The sequence below is a fragment of the Klebsiella sp. CN_Kp113 genome (assembly GCF_040064585.1).
GTDB lineage: Bacteria > Pseudomonadota > Gammaproteobacteria > Enterobacterales > Enterobacteriaceae > Klebsiella > Klebsiella michiganensis.
On record NZ_JBEAID010000035.1, the window covers coordinates 1 to 19703 of the forward strand.

The 19703-nt window shown below is 57.1% G+C and carries 19 protein-coding genes and 2 tRNA genes; 8 read left to right on the forward strand and 13 right to left on the reverse strand.

The window, feature by feature from the left end:
• Nucleotides 1-246: 246 nt before the first annotated feature.
• The 8 genes from ABLV30_RS22460 to ABLV30_RS22495 all read left to right on the forward strand — a co-directional run bounded on the left by ABLV30_RS22460 (nt 247) and on the right by ABLV30_RS22495 (nt 5485).
• Nucleotides 247-323: transfer RNA gene (locus ABLV30_RS22460), tRNA-Arg, on the forward strand.
• Nucleotides 324-515: 192 nt separating this feature from the next.
• Nucleotides 516-592: transfer RNA gene (locus ABLV30_RS22465), tRNA-Arg, on the forward strand.
• A gap of 333 nt (nt 593-925) precedes the next feature.
• Nucleotides 926-1240 (forward strand): BON domain-containing protein, encoded by a 315-nt coding sequence (locus tag ABLV30_RS22470; RefSeq protein ID WP_004853477.1) that lies wholly within the window; start codon nt 926-928, stop codon nt 1238-1240.
• A gap of 127 nt (nt 1241-1367) precedes the next feature.
• Complete coding sequence (gene yqaB, locus ABLV30_RS22475; protein WP_014226508.1) at nt 1368-1934, forward strand: fructose-1-phosphate/6-phosphogluconate phosphatase; 567 nt, start codon at nt 1368-1370, stop codon at nt 1932-1934.
• Complete coding sequence (locus tag ABLV30_RS22480) at nt 1931-2359, forward strand: YqaA family protein (protein ID WP_265800401.1); 429 nt, start codon at nt 1931-1933, stop codon at nt 2357-2359. Before yqaB ends, ABLV30_RS22480 begins: the two co-directional genes overlap by 4 nt.
• 66 nt (nt 2360-2425) lie before the next feature.
• Entirely contained in the window at nt 2426-3982 is a 1557-nt protein-coding gene (gshA, locus tag ABLV30_RS22485; RefSeq protein WP_025107290.1) for a glutamate--cysteine ligase, read from the forward strand.
• A gap of 165 nt (nt 3983-4147) precedes the next feature.
• Entirely contained in the window at nt 4148-4663 is a 516-nt protein-coding gene (gene luxS / locus ABLV30_RS22490) for an S-ribosylhomocysteine lyase (protein ID WP_004104795.1), read from the forward strand.
• Between the two features lie 54 nt (nt 4664-4717).
• Complete coding sequence (locus ABLV30_RS22495; protein WP_014839297.1) at nt 4718-5485, forward strand: helix-turn-helix transcriptional regulator; 768 nt, start codon at nt 4718-4720, stop codon at nt 5483-5485.
• Here ABLV30_RS22495 and leuA read toward each other — a convergent pair.
• From leuA to nrdH, 13 genes are all read right to left on the reverse strand, one after another.
• Nucleotides 5464-7140 (reverse strand): 2-isopropylmalate synthase, encoded by a 1677-nt coding sequence (gene leuA, locus ABLV30_RS22500; protein ID WP_064375305.1) that lies wholly within the window; start codon nt 7138-7140, stop codon nt 5464-5466. The two genes, ABLV30_RS22495 and leuA, sit on opposite strands and share 22 nt — an antisense overlap.
• A gap of 144 nt (nt 7141-7284) precedes the next feature.
• Nucleotides 7285-8823 (reverse strand): multidrug efflux MFS transporter permease subunit EmrB, encoded by a 1539-nt coding sequence (gene emrB / locus ABLV30_RS22505; RefSeq protein ID WP_004123984.1) that lies wholly within the window; start codon nt 8821-8823, stop codon nt 7285-7287.
• Between the two features lie 15 nt (nt 8824-8838).
• Complete coding sequence (emrA, locus tag ABLV30_RS22510) at nt 8839-10011, reverse strand: multidrug efflux MFS transporter periplasmic adaptor subunit EmrA (RefSeq protein WP_004853464.1); 1173 nt, start codon at nt 10009-10011, stop codon at nt 8839-8841.
• Nucleotides 10012-10143: 132 nt separating this feature from the next.
• On the reverse strand, nt 10144-10674 hold the full coding sequence (gene mprA / locus ABLV30_RS22515) for a transcriptional repressor MprA (RefSeq protein ID WP_004104785.1): 531 nt from the start codon (nt 10672-10674) through the stop codon (nt 10144-10146).
• A gap of 91 nt (nt 10675-10765) precedes the next feature.
• The gene (gene ygaH / locus ABLV30_RS22520) at nt 10766-11101 is read right to left on the reverse strand and encodes an L-valine transporter subunit YgaH (protein WP_009652550.1); all 336 of its coding nucleotides are present in this window, start codon (nt 11099-11101) and stop codon (nt 10766-10768) included.
• Nucleotides 11091-11837, reverse strand: a complete 747-nt coding sequence (locus ABLV30_RS22525) for an AzlC family ABC transporter permease (RefSeq protein ID WP_014226501.1) — start codon at nt 11835-11837, stop codon at nt 11091-11093. Before ABLV30_RS22525 ends, ygaH begins: the two co-directional genes overlap by 11 nt.
• Before the next feature lie 278 nt (nt 11838-12115).
• The gene (proX, locus tag ABLV30_RS22530) at nt 12116-13111 is read right to left on the reverse strand and encodes a glycine betaine/L-proline ABC transporter substrate-binding protein ProX (protein WP_014226500.1); all 996 of its coding nucleotides are present in this window, start codon (nt 13109-13111) and stop codon (nt 12116-12118) included.
• Between the two features lie 62 nt (nt 13112-13173).
• Nucleotides 13174-14238: a glycine betaine/L-proline ABC transporter permease ProW gene (gene proW, locus ABLV30_RS22535; RefSeq protein WP_004853456.1), complete on the reverse strand. Its 1065-nt coding sequence runs from the start codon at nt 14236-14238 to the stop codon at nt 13174-13176.
• Nucleotides 14231-15433 (reverse strand): glycine betaine/L-proline ABC transporter ATP-binding protein ProV, encoded by a 1203-nt coding sequence (gene proV / locus ABLV30_RS22540; RefSeq protein ID WP_348865676.1) that lies wholly within the window; start codon nt 15431-15433, stop codon nt 14231-14233. Before proV ends, proW begins: the two co-directional genes overlap by 8 nt.
• A 345-nt stretch (nt 15434-15778) precedes the next feature.
• Complete coding sequence (nrdF, locus tag ABLV30_RS22545) at nt 15779-16741, reverse strand: class 1b ribonucleoside-diphosphate reductase subunit beta (protein WP_014226498.1); 963 nt, start codon at nt 16739-16741, stop codon at nt 15779-15781.
• A gap of 10 nt (nt 16742-16751) precedes the next feature.
• Nucleotides 16752-18896 (reverse strand): class 1b ribonucleoside-diphosphate reductase subunit alpha, encoded by a 2145-nt coding sequence (gene nrdE / locus ABLV30_RS22550; protein ID WP_042945896.1) that lies wholly within the window; start codon nt 18894-18896, stop codon nt 16752-16754.
• On the reverse strand, nt 18869-19279 hold the full coding sequence (gene nrdI / locus ABLV30_RS22555; protein ID WP_014226496.1) for a class Ib ribonucleoside-diphosphate reductase assembly flavoprotein NrdI: 411 nt from the start codon (nt 19277-19279) through the stop codon (nt 18869-18871). The genes nrdE and nrdI overlap by 28 nt, the downstream gene beginning before the upstream one ends.
• Nucleotides 19276-19521, reverse strand: coding sequence for a glutaredoxin-like protein NrdH (gene nrdH, locus ABLV30_RS22560; RefSeq protein ID WP_004853449.1), 246 nt, complete (start codon nt 19519-19521; stop codon nt 19276-19278). The genes nrdI and nrdH overlap by 4 nt, the downstream gene beginning before the upstream one ends.
• Nucleotides 19522-19703 lie beyond the last annotated feature (182 nt).

A 19703-nucleotide genomic window follows, 5' to 3' on the forward strand; every position in this document is an offset into this window, starting at 1 on the left:
AGTACTCGGCTACGAACCGAGCGGTCGGAGGTTCGAATCCTCCCGGATGCACCATCTTCTCCGAGATAGCAGCTACGCTGTTGTTTCACGGTCTGCGAGATAATCGCCAGCACCAGGGAGGATAACGTTGCTTCAGCAACGGCCCGAAGGGCGAACCGAGTGAGTCATCCTTCCGGATGCACCATCTCTTACTTGATACGGCTTTAGCAGCGGTATCAATATCGGCAGTAAAGCAAGTTTCCCGATGCATCCGTAGCTCAGCTGGATAGAGTACTCGGCTACGAACCGAGCGGTCGGAGGTTCGAATCCTCCCGGATGCACCATCTTCTCCAGGATAGCAGCCACGCTGTTGTTTCACGGTCTGCGAAATAATCGCCAGCGCCGGGGAGGATAACGTTGCTTCAGCAACGGCCCGAAGGGCGAACCGAGTGAGTCATCCTCCCGGATGCATCATCTCTTACTTGATACGGCTTTAGCAGCGGTATCAATATCGGCAGTAAAGCAAGTTTCCCGATGCATCCGTAGCTCAGCTGGATAGAGTACTCGGCTACGAACCGAGCGGTCGGAGGTTCGAATCCTCCCGGATGCACCATCTTCTCCGAGATAGCAGCTACGCTGTTGTTCCATGGTCTGCGAGATAATCGCCAGCACCAGGGAGGATAACGTTGCTTCAGCAACGGCCCGAAGGGCGAACCCAGTGAGTCATCCTCCCGGATGCACCATCTTCTCCGAGATAGCAGCCACGCTGTTGTTTCACGGTCTGCGAGATAATCGCCAGCCACTCTCTTTGCCTCAAAACCCCTTAAGCGCAATCATTCACCTTATTCTTCAGCACTTTTTTCATTGGCAACTCCCTCTTTCCACTATAATTTATTCCTGTATATCGATCTGATTTTGGGTGAGATAAGTGCAAGGAGAGAAATCCATGAAATGGTTCAAAGCAATATCTGCGTTTTGCGCGACGCTTCTGGTCGCCGTATCGCTGGCGGGCTGCGCAGGTTCGTCCACAAAGGAAAGTACTGGTGGGTACATTGACGATACCGTCGTGACCACCAAAGTCAAAACCGCGCTCTTCAATGATAAAGAGATTAAGTCTTCGGAAATTAGCGTCCAGACCTTTAAAGGTCGTGTACAGCTGAGCGGCTTTGTCTCATCCGCCGAAAGCGCTAAACGTGCGGTAGAAGTGACGCGAAAAGTGCAGGGCGTTCGCGTGGTGGAGAACGATTTAAGAATCAAATAAACGCATCAGATTGCATCTGTATCGACAAGGGCGCCTTCGAGCGCCCTTGTCGCATCTGCCGCTGGCAGCGACAAACCTGACCTTTTGCGTTACAGTAAGACCTCCTTAACCGGTTGGTGAGAAGACGATGTACGAACGTTATGCAGGACTGATTTTTGATATGGATGGCACGATCCTCGATACCGAGCCGACGCATCGTAAGGCATGGAACGAGGTTCTCGGACGTTACGGTATGCGTTTTGATATGCAGGCTATGGTCGCGCTTAACGGCTCTCCAACCTGGCGGATTGCTCAGGCCATTATCGAATTAAACCAGGCTGATTTAGATCCTCACCTTCTGGCGCGGGAAAAGACGGACGCGGTGAAAGCGATGCTGCTTGATAGCGTCCGTCCTCTGCCGCTGATTGAAGTGGTTAAAGAGTGGCACGGTCGTCGTCCGATGTCAGTCGGTACCGGCAGCGAGAGCGCCGTTGCTGAAGCGCTGCTGGCCCATCTGGGCCTGCGTCACTACTTCTCGGCGGTGGTTGCCGCCGATCATGTCGCCAACCATAAACCCGCTCCTGATACTTTCTTACTCTGCGCTGAGCGCATGGGCGTTGCGGCGGAAAAATGCGTGGTCTTTGAAGATGCGGACTTCGGTCTGCAGGCGGCGAAGCGCGCCGGAATGGATGCCGTGGACGTGCGATTGTTGTGAGCGACGCGCTGTCGCTGATATCGCTGTTTGCCAGCAGCTTTTTAAGCGCCACGCTGCTTCCCGGTAACTCGGAAGTGGTGTTGATCGCCATGCTCCTGGCGGGGGGGAGTCAGCCGTGGTTACTGGTTTTAATAGCAATAATCGGTAATAGCCTTGGAGGGGTAACTAACGTTATTCTGGGGCGCCTGTTTCCGCTGCGCAAAACATCGCGCTGGCAGGAGAAGGCGACCGGCTGGCTGAGGCGTTACGGCGCGGTCACGCTATTATTAAGCTGGGCGCCTGTTATAGGCGATTTGCTGTGTTTACTGGCGGGATGGATGCGCATTTCCTGGGGACCAGTGCTCTTTTTTTTATGCCTTGGCAAAGCATTACGCTATATCGTCATTGCGGCGATAACGCTTCAGGGCATGACGTGGTGGCACTAATTGGACTGACGGTTCAACCATTACAATTATGCTAATTCAAACGATTTCGACAGGCGGGAGGTCAAATTGATCCCGGACGTATCACAGGCGCTGGCCTGGCTGGAAAAAAATCCGCAGGCGCTGCAGGGTATTCAACGTGGTCTTGAACGCGAAACGCTGCGCGTCAACGCTGACGGCACGCTGGCCACTACCGGTCATCCGCAGGCACTGGGTTCAGCGCTGACTCATAAATGGATTACCACCGATTTTGCCGAAGCTTTGCTGGAATTTATTACGCCGGTTGATGGCGATATCCAGCATATGCTCACCCTCATGCGCGATGTTCATCGCTATACCGCACGCCATATTGGCGACGAGCGGATGTGGCCGCTGAGCATGCCTTGCTATATCGCGCCCGGCCAGGATATTGAACTGGCGCAGTACGGTACCTCTAATATCGGCCGCCTGAAAACGCTGTATCGCGAAGGGCTGAAAAATCGCTACGGCGCGCTGATGCAAACCATCTCCGGCGTGCACTATAACTTCTCGCTGCCGATGGCTTTCTGGCAGGCTAAGTGCGGCGTTGAGGATGCTGAAAGCGGTAAAGAGGCGATTTCCGCGGGCTATTTCCGCTCCATTCGCAACTATTACCGTTTTGGTTGGGTGATTCCATACCTGTTCGGCGCCTCTCCGGCGATCTGCTCATCGTTCCTGCAGGGCAAACCGACGGCGCTGCCGTTTGAGAAAGCCGGCAACGGCATGTACTACCTGCCGTATGCGACCTCGTTGCGTCTGAGCGATCTGGGCTATACCAATAAATCGCAAAGCAATCTCGGAATTACGTTTAACGATCTCTACGAGTATGTGGCAGGATTGAAGCGGGCGATTAAAACGCCTTCCGAAGAGTATGAAAATATCGGGCTGGAGAAAGACGGTAAGCGTCTGCAAATCAACAGCAACGTGCTGCAGATCGAAAACGAGCTGTACGCGCCGATTCGCCCGAAACGCGTGACCCGCAGCGGCGAAACGCCTTCCGACGCGCTGCTGCGCGGCGGTATTGAGTACATTGAAGTTCGCTCCCTGGATATCAATCCGTTCTCACCGATTGGCGTTGATGAGCAGCAGGTGCGTTTCCTCGATCTGTTTATGGTCTGGTGCGTGCTGGCCGATGCGCCGGAGATGAGCAGCGACGAGCTGCTGTGCACGCGCACCAACTGGAATCGGGTGATTCTGGAAGGCCGTAAGCCGGGCCTGACGCTGGGTATTGGCTGCGAAACCGCTCAGTTCCCGCTGGCTCAGGTCGGCAAAGATCTGTTCCGCGATTTACGCCGCGTGGCGCAAACGCTGGATAGCATCCACGGATGCCAGGCCTATCAGCAGGTCTGCGATGAGCTGGTCGCCTGCTTCGATAACCCGGAATTAACCTTCTCGGCGCGCATTCTGCGTTCTATGCTTGAAGAGGGGATTGGCGGTACCGGCAGAGAGCTGGCCGATCGGTATCGGACGATGCTGCGCGAAGAGCCGCTGGAAATTTTAAGCGAAGCGGATTTTGTCGCCGAGCGTGAAGCATCGGTACAGCGTCAGAAGAAGGTGGAGGCGGCGGATAGCGAGCCGTTTGAAGCGCTACTGGCGAGGCACGCGTAGTTTTACGAGCCGTAAAAAAGAAAACGGCCACATCACTGTGGCCAAACTTTCATCTCTGATTCAGGGATGATGATGATAATAAATGCGCGTCTTTCATATACTCAGACTCGCGGCCTCAAAAAGAGTTCATTTTATTTTAAAAAAAATCACTATCGGAGGTGAAGAATGCCGTTGTTAGATAGTTTCACAGTCGACCATACCCGAATGGAAGCGCCTGCGGTGCGTGTCGCGAAGAAAATGAACACGCCTCACGGCGATGAAATCACCGTTTTCGATCTGCGATTCTGCGTGCCAAACCAGGAAGTGATGCCGGAAAGAGGCATTCACACCCTTGAGCACCTGTTTGCCGGCTTCATGCGCGATCACCTGAACGGCAATGGTGTGGAAATTATCGACATCTCTCCGATGGGCTGCCGCACCGGGTTCTATATGAGCCTGATCGGTACGCCGGACGAGCAGCGCGTCGCGGATGCCTGGAAAGCGGCGATGGCCGACGTGCTGAAGGTGAAAGATCAGAATCAGATCCCGGAGCTGAACGTTTATCAGTGCGGAACCTACACCATGCACTCGCTGGAGGAAGCTCAGGAAATCGCTCGCCATATTATTGAGCGCGATGTCCGCGTCAACAGCAACGATGAGCTGGCGCTGCCGAAAGAAAAACTGCAAGAACTGCACATCTAGTGCTTCTGCCACGGCCCGGCGAACCGCGTCGGGCCGCTACTCCCTGACGCCGCGATGTCGACGACTTTAACCTTCAATTTTCAACACCGTTCGCTGGTGCCTTTTGCCCATGATTACGCCCATGGCGATAGCGAACCCTGGCATCAGCACGATTGCGCCCAGCTGCTGCATATCCTCAGCGGCGTGGTGCGGGTGGAAACCGCGCAGGGTTATTGGGTTGTGCCGCCGGGGCGTGGCGTCTGGCTGCCCGCCGGTACGCCGCATACCCTACGGGTGACCGGCGTCGCGGCCGCGCGAACCCTGTTTATCGATCCCCTTGCCCGGGCCGATCTCCCCTCATCCTGCCAGATAGTCCAGGTGACTCCGCTGCTGCGTGAACTGATCGTCGCGTCGCTGACGCTGGCGGAATCCTACGCGCCGGGCAGCCGCGATGAACGCATTTACGAACTGATCCTCGATGAAATTCGCGGCATGGCGGTGCTGCCGTTTGGCCTGCCGGAGCCGCAAAGCGAAGCGCTGCGCCGTTTATGCCAGAAGGTAAGAGAAGCGCCCGGCGAACCCTGGAGCAGCGCCGAGGCGGCGAAGGAGAGCAGCATGAGCGAGCGCACGCTGAATCGTCATTTTCAGCAGCAGACCTCGCTCACCTGGAGCGAGTGGGTGCGCCGGGCGAAGCTGATGGAAGCGCTGGTTCGCCTGGCACAGGGACATTCGGTACTGCGGGTGGCGCTGGATCTCGGCTACGGTAGCCATAGCGCTTTCAGCGCCATGTTTCGCCGGGTGATAGGCGTGGCCCCCAGCGACTACTTCCGCTCGCCGGCGTAATGGCCTGCGCTCATCGCATTGCACAACGCCTGCAGCGAGGCGCGCGCCACGTCGCTATCAATTCCTACCCCCCAGCGGCTGTCGCCATTCGGGAAGACGCAGCGAATATAGGCCACTGAACGGCTGTCGCTACGTTCGCCGAGGGTGTGTTCATGATAATCTTTAATCACGATGTGTTGCTTTAACAGGCCGCTCAGCCCGCTGGCGGCGGCGGACAGCAGGCCGTTGCCGCGGCTCTGTAGTCGTCGCGTTTCACCGGCGATGCGCAGGGTCGCCTGCAGAGAAAGCTGGCCGTCCTGCTGGCTATCGCTTTGGTAATCCAGCAGCGCAAGCGGCGGCTGGGGCAGAAGTCCGTAGCGGGCGCGAAACAGCTGCCACAGCGCGTTCTGGGTCATCTCTTTACCATGCGTATCGGTTTCGTGCTGAACGTGCAGGCTAAAATCCTGCTGCAGCGCGCGCGGCAGCTTCAGGCCATGATTCTGCTCAATCAGCCACGCGCTGCCGCTTTTGCCGGACTGGCTGTTGACGCGGATCACCGCTTCGTAGCTACAGCCGATATCCTGCGGGTCGATGGGCAGATAGGGCATTTCCCAGCGATCGCCGGGCCGGCGGGCATCGAACCCTTTTTTGATCGCATCCTGATGCGAGCCGGAAAAGGCGGTATAGGCGAGGCTTCCTGCCCACGGGTGGCGCGGATGAACCGGGATCTGGTTGCAGCTTTCGACAATTTCGACCACCCGGTTCATTTCGGAGAAGCTGAGCCGGGGATCGACGCCCTGGCTGTAGAGATTCATCGCCAGCGTCACCAGACAGACGTTACCGGTGCGTTCGCCGTTGCCGAACAGGCAGCCTTCGACGCGGTCGGCGCCGGCCATCACCGCCAGCTCCGCGCTGGCGACGCCGGTTCCCCGGTCGTTATGCGGATGGACGCTGATGCACACATCGGCGCGGCGCGAGAAGTGACGACAAAAATACTCAATTTGATCGGCATAAACGTTAGGCGTGCTCACTTCTACCGTCGCGGGCAGATTGATAATCATCGGCCGTTCGGCGCAGGGTTGCCAGATTTCCGCCACCGCTTCGCAAATCTCCAGCGCGAATTCCGGCTCGGTGAAGCAGAAGGTTTCCGGGGAATACTCGTATTGCCAGCGGGTCTGCGGCTGCTGTTCGCACTGCTGGCGGATAAGCCGGGTGGCGCGGGTCGCCAGCTCGACCACCTGCGCTTTGTTCATTCCAAAAACCAGCTCGCGGAACAGCGGAGCGGTGGCGTTATAGAGGTGAACGGTGGCGCGGTGGGCATCGCGCAGCGATTCGAAGGTCCTGAGGATTAAATCTTCCCGCGCCTGGGTCAACACCTGAATCGTCACATCCTGCGGGATACGCCGTTCTTCAATCAGTTGACGCACAAAGTTGAAATCGGTTTGCGAAGCCGAGGGAAACGCCACCTCGATCTCTTTAAATCCGCACTCCAGCAGCAAGTCCCAGAACTGCAGCTTGCGCGCGCTGTCCATCGGCTCGGCCAGCGCCTGGTTGCCGTCGCGCAGGTCGGTGGAGAGCCAGCGGGGGGCGCGGGCTATTTTTTGCTCCGGCCAGCGGCGGTCGGGCAGGGCAATCGGCGGATAGGGACGGTATTTTTCACCGGGTTGAGTCAGCATGATTTTCTCCTTCTTAGCGGATCTTCATCGTGCATGACAAGGCGAAAAGGTATCTCCAGCGAACTGGACATCAACTAGCGTAAACCGGACAACCTGCGTTTTGGGCAATAAAAAAGGGATCCGCAGATCCCTTCAGGTCAAACCTTAGTGCGCGCCGCCGCCGCCGCCCCCGGCGCTAAACGGCGGCCTGGCAAACCACACCAGCCCGAGCAGAAGGATAAATATCGCCGCCGAGAACCAGAAAATTTCGTTGGCGGAGATAATCAGCCCCTGGTTGGTTATCTGCTGCGCTATCCAGCCGGACGCCTGCTGTTGCGTCATCCCTAATCCCTGCAGCTGATCGTACATCTGCTGGGCGTTGGGATTATACGGCGTCACCGATTCGGTAAGCTGAGCATGGTGCAGCGCCTCGCGGTTCGTCCACATGGTGGTGGTAATCGAGGTGCCGATGGAGCCCGCCAGGGTACGCGTGAAGTTCGACAGGCTCGATGCCGCCGCCAGCCGTTCCGGCGGCAGGCCGGACAGCGTAATGGTCGTCAGCGGCATAAAGAAGCAGGCCACCGCGAAGCCCTGGATAAACTGTGGCCACGCCGAGGCGCCGAAGTCCATACCCGGTTCGAAGGTCCACGCGCGCCAGTAGAAACAGACTGCGTACATAATAAAGCTAAAGGTGACCAGCCGACGCATATCCAGCTTGTGCGCGAAGCGGCCGATAATCGGCGACAGGATAACCGGGATCACCCCGACCGGGGCCGAGGCCAGACCGGCCCAGGTGGCGGTATAGCCGTATACCTCCTGCAGTAGCTGCGGCAACAGCACGATAGCGCCGAAGTAGAGCATATAGGCGAGGCTGATACACAGGCAGCCGATGGTGAAGTTTCGCGACTTAAAGAGCGACAGGTCGACTATCGGGTTGTCGTCGGTTAGCTCCCAGACGATCAGGAAGCTTATCGCCACCACTGCGACAATGGTCAGGATGATGATCTCGTTTGAGGCGAACCAGTCCAGCTCTTTACCCCGGTCGAGCATCACCTGCAGGCTACCGATACCAATAATCAGCAGCGCCAGGCCAACGCCGTCAATCCGCCGCTGCTCGGTGCGGGTTTCGCGGTTGCGCAGGGTCTGTAGCGTCATGACCACCACGGCGATGCCAATCGGCACGTTGATAAAGAAGATCCAGCCCCAGTGGTAGTTGTCGCTGATATATCCGCCGAGGATGGGGCCGCAAATCGGCGCGACGATCACCGTCATTGACCACAGCGCCAGGGCGATAGAGCGCTTGGCGGGCGGATAGTTGCTGAGCAGCAGACTTTGCGACAGCGGGATCAGCGGACCGGCGACGATCCCCTGAATCACGCGGAAGAAAATCAGCATCGTCAGGCTGTTGGACATGCCGCAGGCCCAGGAGGCGATGGCGAACGCCACCGTCGACCAGAGGAACAGCTTCACTTCACCTACGCGTTTTGCCAGCCAGCCGGTAATCGGAATGGAGATAGCGTTCGCCACCCCAAACGAGGTGATAACCCAGGTCCCCTGGCTCAACGATGAGCCAAGGTTACCGGCGATGGTGGGGATGGCCACGTTGGCGATGGTGGAGTCCAGCACCTGCATAAAGGTCGCGAGCGACAGCGCAATGGTCATAATGACCAGCTGCGCGCCTTCCAGCGGTTTTTGCTGTTGCATTACGCTCACCCCGAATTATCCGGCGTTGGCCTGGATGATGTCGTTTATCAGCTTATTGACCGGCTCAAGGCCGATTTCGCGGGCATTACTTTCGTAAACCGGAGAGCTGCGCACCTGGCTTGCCAGCATCTCGCCGCCGCGGTCGGTGGTGTTCACCTCAACCAGGGTCGAAAGGCCGATGCGCAGCGGGTGCTCTGCCAGCTGTTTTTCATCCAGCTCGATACGTACCGGCAGGCGCTGAACCACTTTGATCCAGTTGCCGGTGGCGTTCTGCGCGGGCAGCAGCGAGAAGGCGCTACCGGTGCCCATATCGAGGCCGACCACTTTACCGGTGTATTTCACATCGTCACCGTAAATATCGCTGATCACGGTGGCCGGTTGACCGATACGCATGTGCGCCAGCTGGGTTTCTTTAAAGTTGGCGTCAATCCACAGGTTGGTCGCCGGCACGACGGCCATCAGCGGGGTGGTGCTGCTGATTTGCGCGCCGGGCTGTACGGAGCGACGAGAAACGTAGCCGCTAATCGGGCTGACGATTTTCGTCCGCTGCAGGGCCAGCCAGGCGTTACGCACTTCGGTGGCCGCTTGCAGTACCGCAGGCTGCTGTTCCAGCTTCGTGCCCAGAACGATCGCCTGATTGGCGTTATATTGCTGAATCGCCACGTCCAGTTCGGCCTGCGCGCTGGCAACCGTGTCGCGCGCGTGCTGCAGCTCTTCGCGGCCAATCAGGTTGGCGGCCCCCAGCGGAATACGACGGTTAAGGTCGGTCTGCGCCTGGGAAAGCGCGGTTTTTTTCACGTCGATGCTGGCCTGCAGCTGCTTGCTGTTGATCATCTGCTGGCGCGTTTGACGTACGCTGGCGGCCAGCTGGGTTTGCGCTTTTTCAAACGCCTGCTGGGCATCGGTCTGGTCGAGGGTGACCAGCGGATCGCCTTTTTGCACGTAGTCGGTGTTGTCGGCCCAGACTTTCGTCACGCTGCCGGACACCTGCGCCATAATTTGTACCTGATTCCCTGCCACGTACGCGTCGTCGGTCTCTTCGAAGTGACGCAGTACCAAAAACCAATAAATCCCGTATGCCACGGCAACAATAATAAAGAGCAAGGTCAGCAGCAAGAGGGCGCCTTTACGTTTCCCTTTTTTGCTGCCCGGTTGCTGCGGGGTTTGGCTCTCCGCATTTGCGCTCATGTTATTCTCCACGATCTTATTATTTCACATCGGCTGAGCCGACCTGTTTATCAGAAAGGCCAGCAGAAGATCTGCTGGCCTGTCCGTTTTCCTTGTCAATCCAGAAAAATTGTTGAGCGGTTGGTTCCGCGCTTAGCGCAGAGACTCCGCAAGCACGCCATCCTCTTCCATTTGGTCAAGGCGACCAAGCAGCTTACGGGTGATGTGCTCGAGCTGATCTTTTTCGCTGGTGCTTAAAGAAGACCAGAGTTGATGCAGGCAGTTGTGCTGCGGGGGTAACACTTCGCGCAGGAACTGATGCCCCTTTTCGGTAAGCTGTAAATGCAGGCAGCGACGATCGTTATCGCTTTCGCGGCGCTCAATCCAGCCGCGTTTTTCCAGCTCGTCGGCAATGCGCGTGGCGTTGGTACGCGAAGAGCCCAGCGCGCAGCTCAGCTCGGAAGGCTGAATGCTGTGGTTTTCCTGAGACTCGAGCGTGATCAGCGCCATAAACAATGTCTCGTTAATCCCTTGCGCTTTCAGCATCTTGTTGCGGTTTTCCAGCAATTTTCCCTGCATATGCATGCAAAGACGGGTGAGCAGAATCTCCTGAAAAGGAAAGTCTTCGTGACGGCTGGCGCGGAACTTGAGCATTTGCTCAATGGGAGTAAACGAACTATCCATTTTGGTTATGACCTCATTAATTACAGTCGATATAATAACTATTGTGACAAATAAATCAAATGAATTATTGACAGAAATTGATACTTTAAGCTTATAGCCATGTGCCGATTTTCCAGACAACACCGTAGGTTAGGGCGCTTAATAGTGTAGGCAAAATAATGCTGCGCGTTTTCCAGAAAGCCAGGCCCAGCACGGCGAAGCCAGCCAGCGTGGGCAGCAGGCGGCGGGCATCGTGGAGAATTTCCGGTACGCTGGAGACCACCAGCAGCGCGCAAATAGAGGCGATGCCGATGGTGTCCAGCAGCACGCTGACCGGCCCGCGACGCGTCGGACGCGCGTTCCCGGCGCGCAGGCGCAGCGGCAGATAGCGGAACAGATAATTTACGCAGCCGACCACGACGCCGATAATTAAAACATCACTGTTCATCGGGCATCCCCTCAATGCTGGCCTGCACCAGCGCGGTCAGACAGCCGCAGACGATCCCGGCAAGGATGGCGGCGGGAATGGAAAACAGGATGATCCCCCCCAGCGCCCCTGCCAGCGCGGCGGTTACGCTAAGCGACTGCTTGCGCTGGAAAGAAGCCAGCAAAAAGCTCATAAACAGCGCGGGAAGCATAAAGCCCAGCGCCGCTTCCACCGCCGGAAAGTCGGTCAGCAGGCCGCTGCCCGAATAAGCGCCGATCAGCGTACCGAAGACCCATGACGCCCAGGACATCAAAGCGATACCGATCATCCAGTTTTCGCTCCAGCGTCGATTGTCGCGTACCAGTTTAGCAGTGGCGGCGGCAAAGACCTCATCGGTCAGGCCGAATGCCCATACCGCGGTTTTTTTCTTGCTCAGCGCGCGCTGGATGCGGCTGCGCAGGGAAGGGCCGTAGAGAACGTGGCGAACGTCCATCGCCATGACGGTGAGCGCGGCGACCCACAGCGAGCTTCCCGCCGCCAGCATCGCGGTGATCACGAACTGGCTGGCGCCCGCGTAAATAATGCAGGAGAAGAACAGACTTTCCAGCGGAGTGAAGCCGAGCTTAGTGGCGTTGAGGCCGAAGGCGAAGGCCACGGGGATATAGCTGATGACGATCGGCAGGCTGTCTTTCAGGCCTTCAGCCAGCGTGGCCGCGTCAGCGGGAGGAGAGTGCGTCAATGCGTCAGGATTTTCCATAGGAATTGCTTATTGATAACTCACGTGAAAATCACATGATTAAACAGGTGGATTTACCTTAGCAGAGAGCGGTGCGGCTTAACAGTAACGAAAACGTTGATGGCTAAAGTTATGCAGTTTATTTGCATATCAATCCATCATTTAGAACAGGAGATGTCGTGTTGTGCAGGATGCGGTCTTCCCCGGGGGCGGCGCAAAGCGCCTTGCCCGGGCTACGGCTTTTGTAGCCCGGGCAGATGCGTAGCATCGCCTCCGGGAATTGGCTATAAAGTGGGAGACTATTTCTGCGCGGCCAGCGCTTCGTTCACCCAGCCGTCAAACTGCTGCTGGTGGGCTTTGATCCAGCCGTCGACGTGGCCTTGGATATCTGCTTCTGAACCATGTCCCTCGTGCATCATGGCATTCTCGGCGTTGATGTCGGCAATCGGCAGCTTCATGATGCTAAACAGCTTCGCCGCCGCCGGGTTTTTCTCGGCCCAGGCCTTATTGGCGACGATATGCATGGTGCTGACCGGGAAGCCGTAGTTGGCGCCATTAGAGAGCTTCGTGTCGATGTTTTTTTGCACACCCGGCAGGGAGGAGAATGGCACCTGCAGCCAGACGACGTCTTTACCCGGCTTCAGCACATCGCTGACCCAGTAAGGTGTCCAGGTGTAGTAGATGACCGGCTTGCCCTCTTTATAACGGGCAATGGTGTCGGCCATCATGGCGGCATAGTTACCCTGATTGTGGGTGACGGTATTATTCAGGCCATAGGCATCAAGCTGATGGTTGATCACCGCTTCACAGCCCCAGCCCGGGGTGCAGCCGGTCAGGTCGGCTTTACCGTCGCCGTTGGTGTCAAACAGTTTGGCGATTTTCGGGTCTTTTAACTGATCGATAGATTTAATGTGGTACTGCTCGGCCGTTTTCTTATCAATCAGATAGCCCTGCGCCGCACCGTTCACAAACACGCCTTCGCGGTAGAACTTTTTATCCCCGCCGGCGGCAGCGTACATATCGTCGTGCAGGGGCTGCCAGTTGACGGCGGTAAAAGTGGCGTCGCCGGAGGCGAGCGAAGTATAGCCAACGTTGTAATCCACTTCGCTCGGCTTATCGACGGTATAACCGAGTTTCTCCAGCGCGCGGCTGACCAGCAGGGTCTGGAAGGTCTCTTCCGAAATGGTGCTCTGAATCGGCTTAACGGTAATGCCTTTGCCAGGCAGATCCGCCGCGAAGGCGGTGGTGGAAATGAGGGCGGTTAACGCTGTGGCAAGGATCGCTGTATGTCGCATCGTTGTTCCTTTTACTTATCAGAAGGGAAGTCTATCCCCCCGGCTGCCGGGGGGATGGGCTCTTATTTACAGAAAGGGCGAGTTATCAGCCCCAGTGGGCCGGTTGCATACCAGCGGCGGTTGCCGCGGCTGCGTGAGTCCCGTCCTACGGCCTGAGTCAGACGGTCAAGAATAATGGCGAGGATAACAATCCCGACGCCGCCAACGGTGGCCAGGCCCATATCAAGGCGACCGATGCCGCGCAGTACCATCTGGCCGAGACCGCCAACGGCAATCATTGAGGCGATGACCACCATCGACAGGGCCAGCATCAGCGTCTGGTTGACCCCGGCCATAATCGTCGGCATGGCCAGCGGTAGCTGAACCTTAAACAACAGCTGACGCGGGCTGGCGCCGAAGGAGCGCGACGCTTCAATCAGATCCGCCGGCACCTGGTTAATCCCCAGAATGGTCAGACGAACAATCGGCGGCAGGGCGAAGATAATGGTGACCACCACGCCCGGAACGTTGCCGATACCGAACAGCATCACAATGGGCACCAGATAGACAAACGCCGGCGTGGTCTGCATCGCGTCGAGCAGCGGACGGATAATTTTCGCCGCCCGCGGGCTCCGCGCCAGCCATATCCCAAGCGGCAGGCCGATCAGCATACAAAACAGCAGCGCGGTCAGCACCAGCGCCAGGGTCACCATCGCCTGCGACCAGGCGCCGATAGCGCCGATAGCGATCAGCGAAATCAGCGTCGCCGCGCCCATGCCGACGCTGGAAATCTGCCAGGCAATCAGCGAGAAAATAATAATCGCCACCGGCGCCGGCATACCCAGCAGCAGCTGCTGGAAGGCGCTCAGGATGTAATCCACCGGTACGCGTATTCCCTGGAATACCGGACGAAAATGCATCACGACCCAGTCGATACCGTGCGTGACCCAGCTGTCGAGTGGGATCAGCGTTTTATGGAACGGGTCCATAATATTGAAGTGTTCCGGCTGCGGCGCGGGCGCGCTGCTCAGCCAGTCGGCACCTCCGCCATCGGTCGGCGCCGGCGTAGAGGTGCCCCAGGCATCGGCGGATTGCGCTGCGCTATCCGCCGCCGGTGCGGTGTCCCACGGGTTAGATTGATCAGCCATTGTTTGCCCCCTCGCGATCTAAAGCCTGCAGCAGCATCCGTTTGGAAATGATGCCGATGTACTGGTGCCCCTCGTCGACAACCGGCACCGCGCACGGTGCATGGCCGACGTGAGAGAGCAGCTCGCTGAGCGGCGTTTGCGCATCCACCGCCTGCGGTGAGTCGATTAACGCCGCATCAATTCCCTGACCTTCGCTTAGCGCGGCTTTCAGGGAATCAATGGAGACAATGCCAACAAACTTATTCCCGCGTTCAATGACGTAGCCATATTCGCGGTCTTCATCCTGCAGCAATTTCAGCGCGGAACGCGGGCCAAAGCCGGGCGTTTTGCGAATCAGCCCCACCGGGCTACGGCGGGCAATATCTTTGGCGCTGAACACCTGGCTAATATCGACGCCGCGGAAGAAGGTTCGGACATAATCATTGGCCGGATTATTGAGTATTTCATCCGGCGTGCCGACCTGAACCACTTCACCATTTTGCATAATGGCAATCCGATCGCCAATACGCATGGCTTCATCAAGATCGTGGGAAATAAAGACCACGGTACGCTGATGTCTGGCCTGTAATTTAGTGAGCTCATCCTGCATCTCGGTACGAATTAACGGGTCGAGCGCGGAGAAGGCTTCATCCATTAACAGAATATCGGGATTAATCGCCAGCGCGCGGGCGAGACCAACGCGCTGGCGCATGCCGCCGGAGAGTTCGTCCGGGTATGCATGAGCATAGTTTTCCAGGCCGACCTGGTGCAGCGCCTCCAGCGCTTTCTCCTGGCGTTCCTGAGTCGGCACGCCGGCCAGCTCCATGCCGAAAGCGGCGTTGTCGAGCACGGTCATATGCGGCATAAGCGCAAAGGATTGAAAAACCATCGCAATTTTTTTTCTGCGCACCTCGCGGAGCTCGGCGTCAGAGATTTTAGCGATATCGACGCCGTCGATCAGGACCTGGCCACGGGTGGGTTCAATCAGGCGATTGAGAAGGCGAACCAAGGTAGATTTCCCCGATCCGGAGAGCCCCATGATGACGAATATCTCGCCTTCTTCAATGGTCAGACTGGCGTTCTTTACGCCAAGCGATAACCCCGTCTTTTCCAGTATTTGTTCTTTCGATAGTCCTTTATCGATATATTTGAAAGCCCGCTGCGGGTGCTCGCCAAATATCTTATAGAGATTCTTGATTTCTAATTTAATTGCCATGCAATAGAGTGTTTCCTGTTATTTATTAATATCGATACGGTACCCGGTGATGATAATTGCTTTTTTACACCCTAACATACTGAGAATCTGTGACAACCCTTTATGTGGCGTTGCCAGGGAAATGCGCAAGGGAGAATTCCGGTGCATCCCCCGTGATATAAGGGCTGAGCGCGAATGACTTATGGTCGATATTTTTTAGTTATGTTGCGTTAATTCAGGCGAAAATCGAGGGCATGCTGTTGAATATGACACGGTGATGACCGAAAGATATTGAGTGAGGCGAAAACAAATAATGTGAAATAAATCACCAGGAAATATGCTGATATATTCCTGGTGAAAGTAAGGCTAAAAGTCCCAATCGCCGTCGACGGTTTCTTCCGCTTTTCCCATCACATACGATGAACCTGAACCGGAAAAGAAGTCGTGGTTTTCGTCGGCATTCGGCGAAAGCGCGGCGAGGATCGCCGGATTGACGGCGGCCATTTCCGCCGGGAACAGCGCCTCGTAGCCGAGGTTCATCAGCGCCTTATTGGCGTTGTAGCAGAGAAAGGCGTTGACCTCCTCAATCCAGCCGCTATCGGCGTACAGTTCGCGGGTGTAGGCCAGTTCGTTATCATACAGATCCATCAACAGGTCGAGGGCGAAGTTTTTCATCTCCTCGCGCTTCTCGGCGCTGACTATTTCCAGCCCTTTCTGGAATTTGTAGCCAATGTAATAACCGTGTACCGCTTCATCGCGGATGATCAGGCGAATCAGATCGGCGGTGTTGGTCATCTTCCCCCGGCTGGAGAAGTACATCGGCAGCCAGAAGCCGGAGTAGAAGAGGAACGATTCGAGAAAGACGCTGGCGATTTTTTTCTTCAGCGGTTCATCTGCCTGATAGTACTCCAGCATCAGCTGCGCTTTGCGCTGCAGCGGCGCGTTTTGTTCGCTCCAGGCATAGGCGGCATCGACGTCTTTGGTCTGGCAGAGCGTCGAGAAAATGGAGCTGTAGGAGCGGGCGTGCACCGCCTCCATAAAGCTGACGTTCGACAGCACCGCTTCCTCATGCGGGGTGAGGGCGTCGGCCATCAGCGCCGGGGCGCCAACGGTATTCTGGATGGTATCGAGCAGCGTCAGGCCGGTGAAGACGCGAATCGTTAGCTGCTGTTCCGCCGGGGTGAGCGTTTGCCAGGCGGGGATATCGTTAGACAGCGGCACCTTCTCCGGCAGCCAGAAGTTGCTGGTCAGCCGATTCCAGACCTCCAGATCCTTATCATCTTCAATTTTGTTCCAGTTGATGGCGCTGATGCGCGATAAATGGGTCATCCTGTTCTCCTTACAGCGCGCAGGACACGCAGCCTTCGATTTCGGTACCTTCCAGCGCCAGCTGGCGCAGACGGATGTAATAGAGCGTTTTGATGCCTTTCTTCCACGCGTAGATTTGCGCTTTATTGATATCGCGCGTGGTGGCGGTATCGGGGAAGAATAGGGTCAGCGACAGCCCCTGATCGACATGGCGCGTCGCCTCGGCGTAGGTGTCGATGATCTTCTGCGGGCCGATTTCGTAAGCGTCCTGATACAGCGCCAGGTTGTCGTTGGTCATAAACGGCGCCGGATAGTAAACGCGTCCGGTTTTCCCCTCCTTGCGGATCTCTATCTTCGACACGATCGGATGGATGCTGGAGGTCGCGTGGTTGATGTACGAAATAGAGCCCGTCGGCGGCACCGCCTGCAGGTTGCGGTTATAAATGCCGTAGCGCATCACGTCATCGCGCAGCTGCCGCCACATATCGCGGTCGGGCAGGACAATACCGGCACGGGCAAACAGCGCGCGGACTTTCGCCGTTTTCGGCTGCCAGTCGCCTTCCAGGTAGGGGCGGAAATAATCACCGCTGGCGTACCGCGACTGCTCGAATCCGGCAAAACGCGTGCCTTTTTCCCGCGCTATCAGCATCGAGGTACGCAGCGCGTGCCAGGTGATGGTATAGAAATAGAAATTGGTGAAATCCAGCCCCGCTTCGCTGCCGTAGGCAATACCTTCGCGCGCCAGATAGCCGTGCAGATTCATCTGCCCAAGGCCGATGGCGTGCGAGGCGGCATTGCCCGCCGCGACCGACGGTACCGAACGGATATCGCTCATTTCGGACACCGCGGTCAGACCGCGCACCGCGACCTCAACCGTGCGGGCGAAATCAGGAGAGTCCATAGTATGGGCGATATTCAGCGAGCCGAGGTTGCAGGAGATATCCTGGCCGATGCTGGCGTAATCCAGGTTTTCGTCAAAGGTAGAAGGCGCGTTAACCTGCAGGATCTCCGAGCACAGGTTGCTCATATTGATGCGCCCGGCAATCGGGTTCGCGCGATTAACCGTGTCTTCAAACATGATGTACGGATAGCCGGATTCAAACTGAATTTCCGCCAGCCGCTGGAACAGATCGCGGGCGCGGATCCAGCGCTTGCTGACCCGCGCGTCGGCCACCAGTTGTGCATACATTTCGCTTACCGCGATATCGCCGAACGGTTTACCGTACAGGCGCTCGACGTCGTAGGGCGAGAATAGCGCCATCTGCGCATCTTCTTTCGCTAGCTGAAAGGTGATATCCGGAATCACCACCCCGAGCGAGAGCGTTTTAATGCGGATTTTTTCATCGGCGTTCTCGCGTTTGGTATCAAGGAAACGCAGGATATCGGGATGATGGGCGTGCAGATAGACCGCGCCGGCCCCCTGGCGCGCGCCGAGCTGGTTGGCGTAAGAGAAGGCGTCTTCCAGCATTTTCATCACCGGCACCACGCCGGAGGACTGATTCTCGATGCGCTTGATGGGCGCCCCGGCTTCGCGAAGATTGGAGAGCAGAAACGCCACGCCGCCGCCGCGCTTGGATAGCTGCAGCGCCGAGTTCACCGCCCGGCCAATGGATTCCATATTGTCTTCGATGCGCAGCAGAAAGCAGGAGACCAGCTCGCCGCGCTGTTGTTTACCCGCGTTGAGGAACGTCGGCGTGGCGGGCTGAAAGCGTCCGGAGAGGATCTCATCGGTTAGCTGCCGGGCCAGCGCCTCGTTACCCTGCGCCAGGGCCAGGGCCACCATGCAGGTGCGGTCGCCAAAGCCTTCAAGGTAGCGCTTACCATCGAAGGTTTTCAGCGCGTAGCTGGTATAGAACTTCCATGCGCCGAGAAACGTCTGGAAGCGAAAACCGTAGCCCTGAGCGTACGCGAACAGCGCAAGAATAAACGAGCGATCGTAGCGGGCCAGCACCCTGGCGTCGTAATAGCCTTCGGCGACCAGCCACGTCAGCTTGTCGTCCTGGCTGGTAAAGGGCACGGTATTCGGCTCAACGTGGTTGGCCATAAACGCCGCTACCGCCTGATGGTCTTTGTCAAACGGAATGCGGCCGTTGCTGTCGTAGAGATTCAGCATCGCGTTGAGGGCGTGGAAATCCGGCGCCTCGGTGGTTATACGTTCTGCGGTTGTCGTTGCCAAAATTCGCTTACTCCTTTACGCACGTTGTCGACATCTTGCGGGGTGCCCATCAGCTCAAAGCGATAGAGATACGGTACGCCGCATTTCTGCTTGATGACGTCGCCTGCCCGGCCGTAGGCCTCGCCAAAATTACGATTGCCCGCGGCGATGACGCCGCGAATGAGCTGGCGGTTATGCGGATCGTTGAGGAAACGGATCGCCTGCCGGGGGACCGCGCCCGCCGTGCCGCCGCCGCCATAGCTGGGGACGATAAGAATGTAGGGTTCGTCTACCTGGATGCGCTCGCGTTCGTTAAGCGGTATACGCACGGCGGGCAGCTCCAGACGCTGGACGAACCGGTGCGTATTTTCGGAACTGCTGGAGAAGTAGACGATCAGGCTCATACGCTGGCCGCTGACGCTGTCGGGCGCAGGCGATTGATCATATCGGGACGGAAGCCGGACCAGCGGGTCTCTCCGGCAATCACCACCGGCAGCTGACGGAAACCCTGCTCGCGCAGCATATCGACGGCTTCAGGGTGATGGTCGATGTTGATCATGTCGAATTCAAACCCGCGGGTTTCCATGGCCCGTTTAGTGGCATGGCATTGCACGCAGTCGTTTTTAGTGTAAATAGTAATGCGCATGATTCGTATTTCCATTTAAGATAACAGTACGACGTAAAAATTGACGTCGCGTGCTATGGGTTATCGTTGAAGGAAATACTAGATGTAGTTATTTAAAAGTTCAACAACTCAATATATATGGTTTTTGTAAAGGTTAGCCCCCGCGGGAGGATCCGGCGGGGGGCGGGATTTCTTGCCGTGAA

Excerpts from the sequence above, each read along its gene's own strand:
- ABLV30_RS22470 (WP_004853477.1), top strand. The coding sequence starts at position 926 with ATGAAATGGTTCAAAGCAATATCTGCGTTTTGCGCGACGCTTCTGGTC.
- yqaB (WP_014226508.1), top strand. The coding sequence starts at position 1,368 with ATGTACGAACGTTATGCAGGACTGATTTTTGATATGGATGGCACGATC.
- luxS (WP_004104795.1), top strand. The coding sequence starts at position 4,148 with ATGCCGTTGTTAGATAGTTTCACAGTCGACCATACCCGAATGGAAGCG.
- ABLV30_RS22495 (WP_014839297.1), top strand. The coding sequence starts at position 4,718 with ATGTCGACGACTTTAACCTTCAATTTTCAACACCGTTCGCTGGTGCCT.
- leuA (WP_064375305.1), bottom strand. The coding sequence starts at position 7,140 with ATGCTGACTCAACCCGGTGAAAAATACCGTCCCTATCCGCCGATTGCC.
- emrB (WP_004123984.1), bottom strand. The coding sequence starts at position 8,823 with ATGCAACAGCAAAAACCGCTGGAAGGCGCGCAGCTGGTCATTATGACC.
- emrA (WP_004853464.1), bottom strand. The coding sequence starts at position 10,011 with ATGAGCGCAAATGCGGAGAGCCAAACCCCGCAGCAACCGGGCAGCAAA.
- mprA (WP_004104785.1), bottom strand. The coding sequence starts at position 10,674 with ATGGATAGTTCGTTTACTCCCATTGAGCAAATGCTCAAGTTCCGCGCC.
- ygaH (WP_009652550.1), bottom strand. The coding sequence starts at position 11,101 with ATGAACAGTGATGTTTTAATTATCGGCGTCGTGGTCGGCTGCGTAAAT.
- ABLV30_RS22525 (WP_014226501.1), bottom strand. The coding sequence starts at position 11,837 with ATGGAAAATCCTGACGCATTGACGCACTCTCCTCCCGCTGACGCGGCC.
- proX (WP_014226500.1), bottom strand. The coding sequence starts at position 13,111 with ATGCGACATACAGCGATCCTTGCCACAGCGTTAACCGCCCTCATTTCC.
- proW (WP_004853456.1), bottom strand. The coding sequence starts at position 14,238 with ATGGCTGATCAATCTAACCCGTGGGACACCGCACCGGCGGCGGATAGC.
- proV (WP_348865676.1), bottom strand. The coding sequence starts at position 15,433 with ATGGCAATTAAATTAGAAATCAAGAATCTCTATAAGATATTTGGCGAG.
- nrdF (WP_014226498.1), bottom strand. The coding sequence starts at position 16,741 with ATGACCCATTTATCGCGCATCAGCGCCATCAACTGGAACAAAATTGAA.
- nrdI (WP_014226496.1), bottom strand. The coding sequence starts at position 19,279 with ATGAGCCTGATCGTCTACTTCTCCAGCAGTTCCGAAAATACGCACCGG.
- nrdH (WP_004853449.1), bottom strand. The coding sequence starts at position 19,521 with ATGCGCATTACTATTTACACTAAAAACGACTGCGTGCAATGCCATGCC.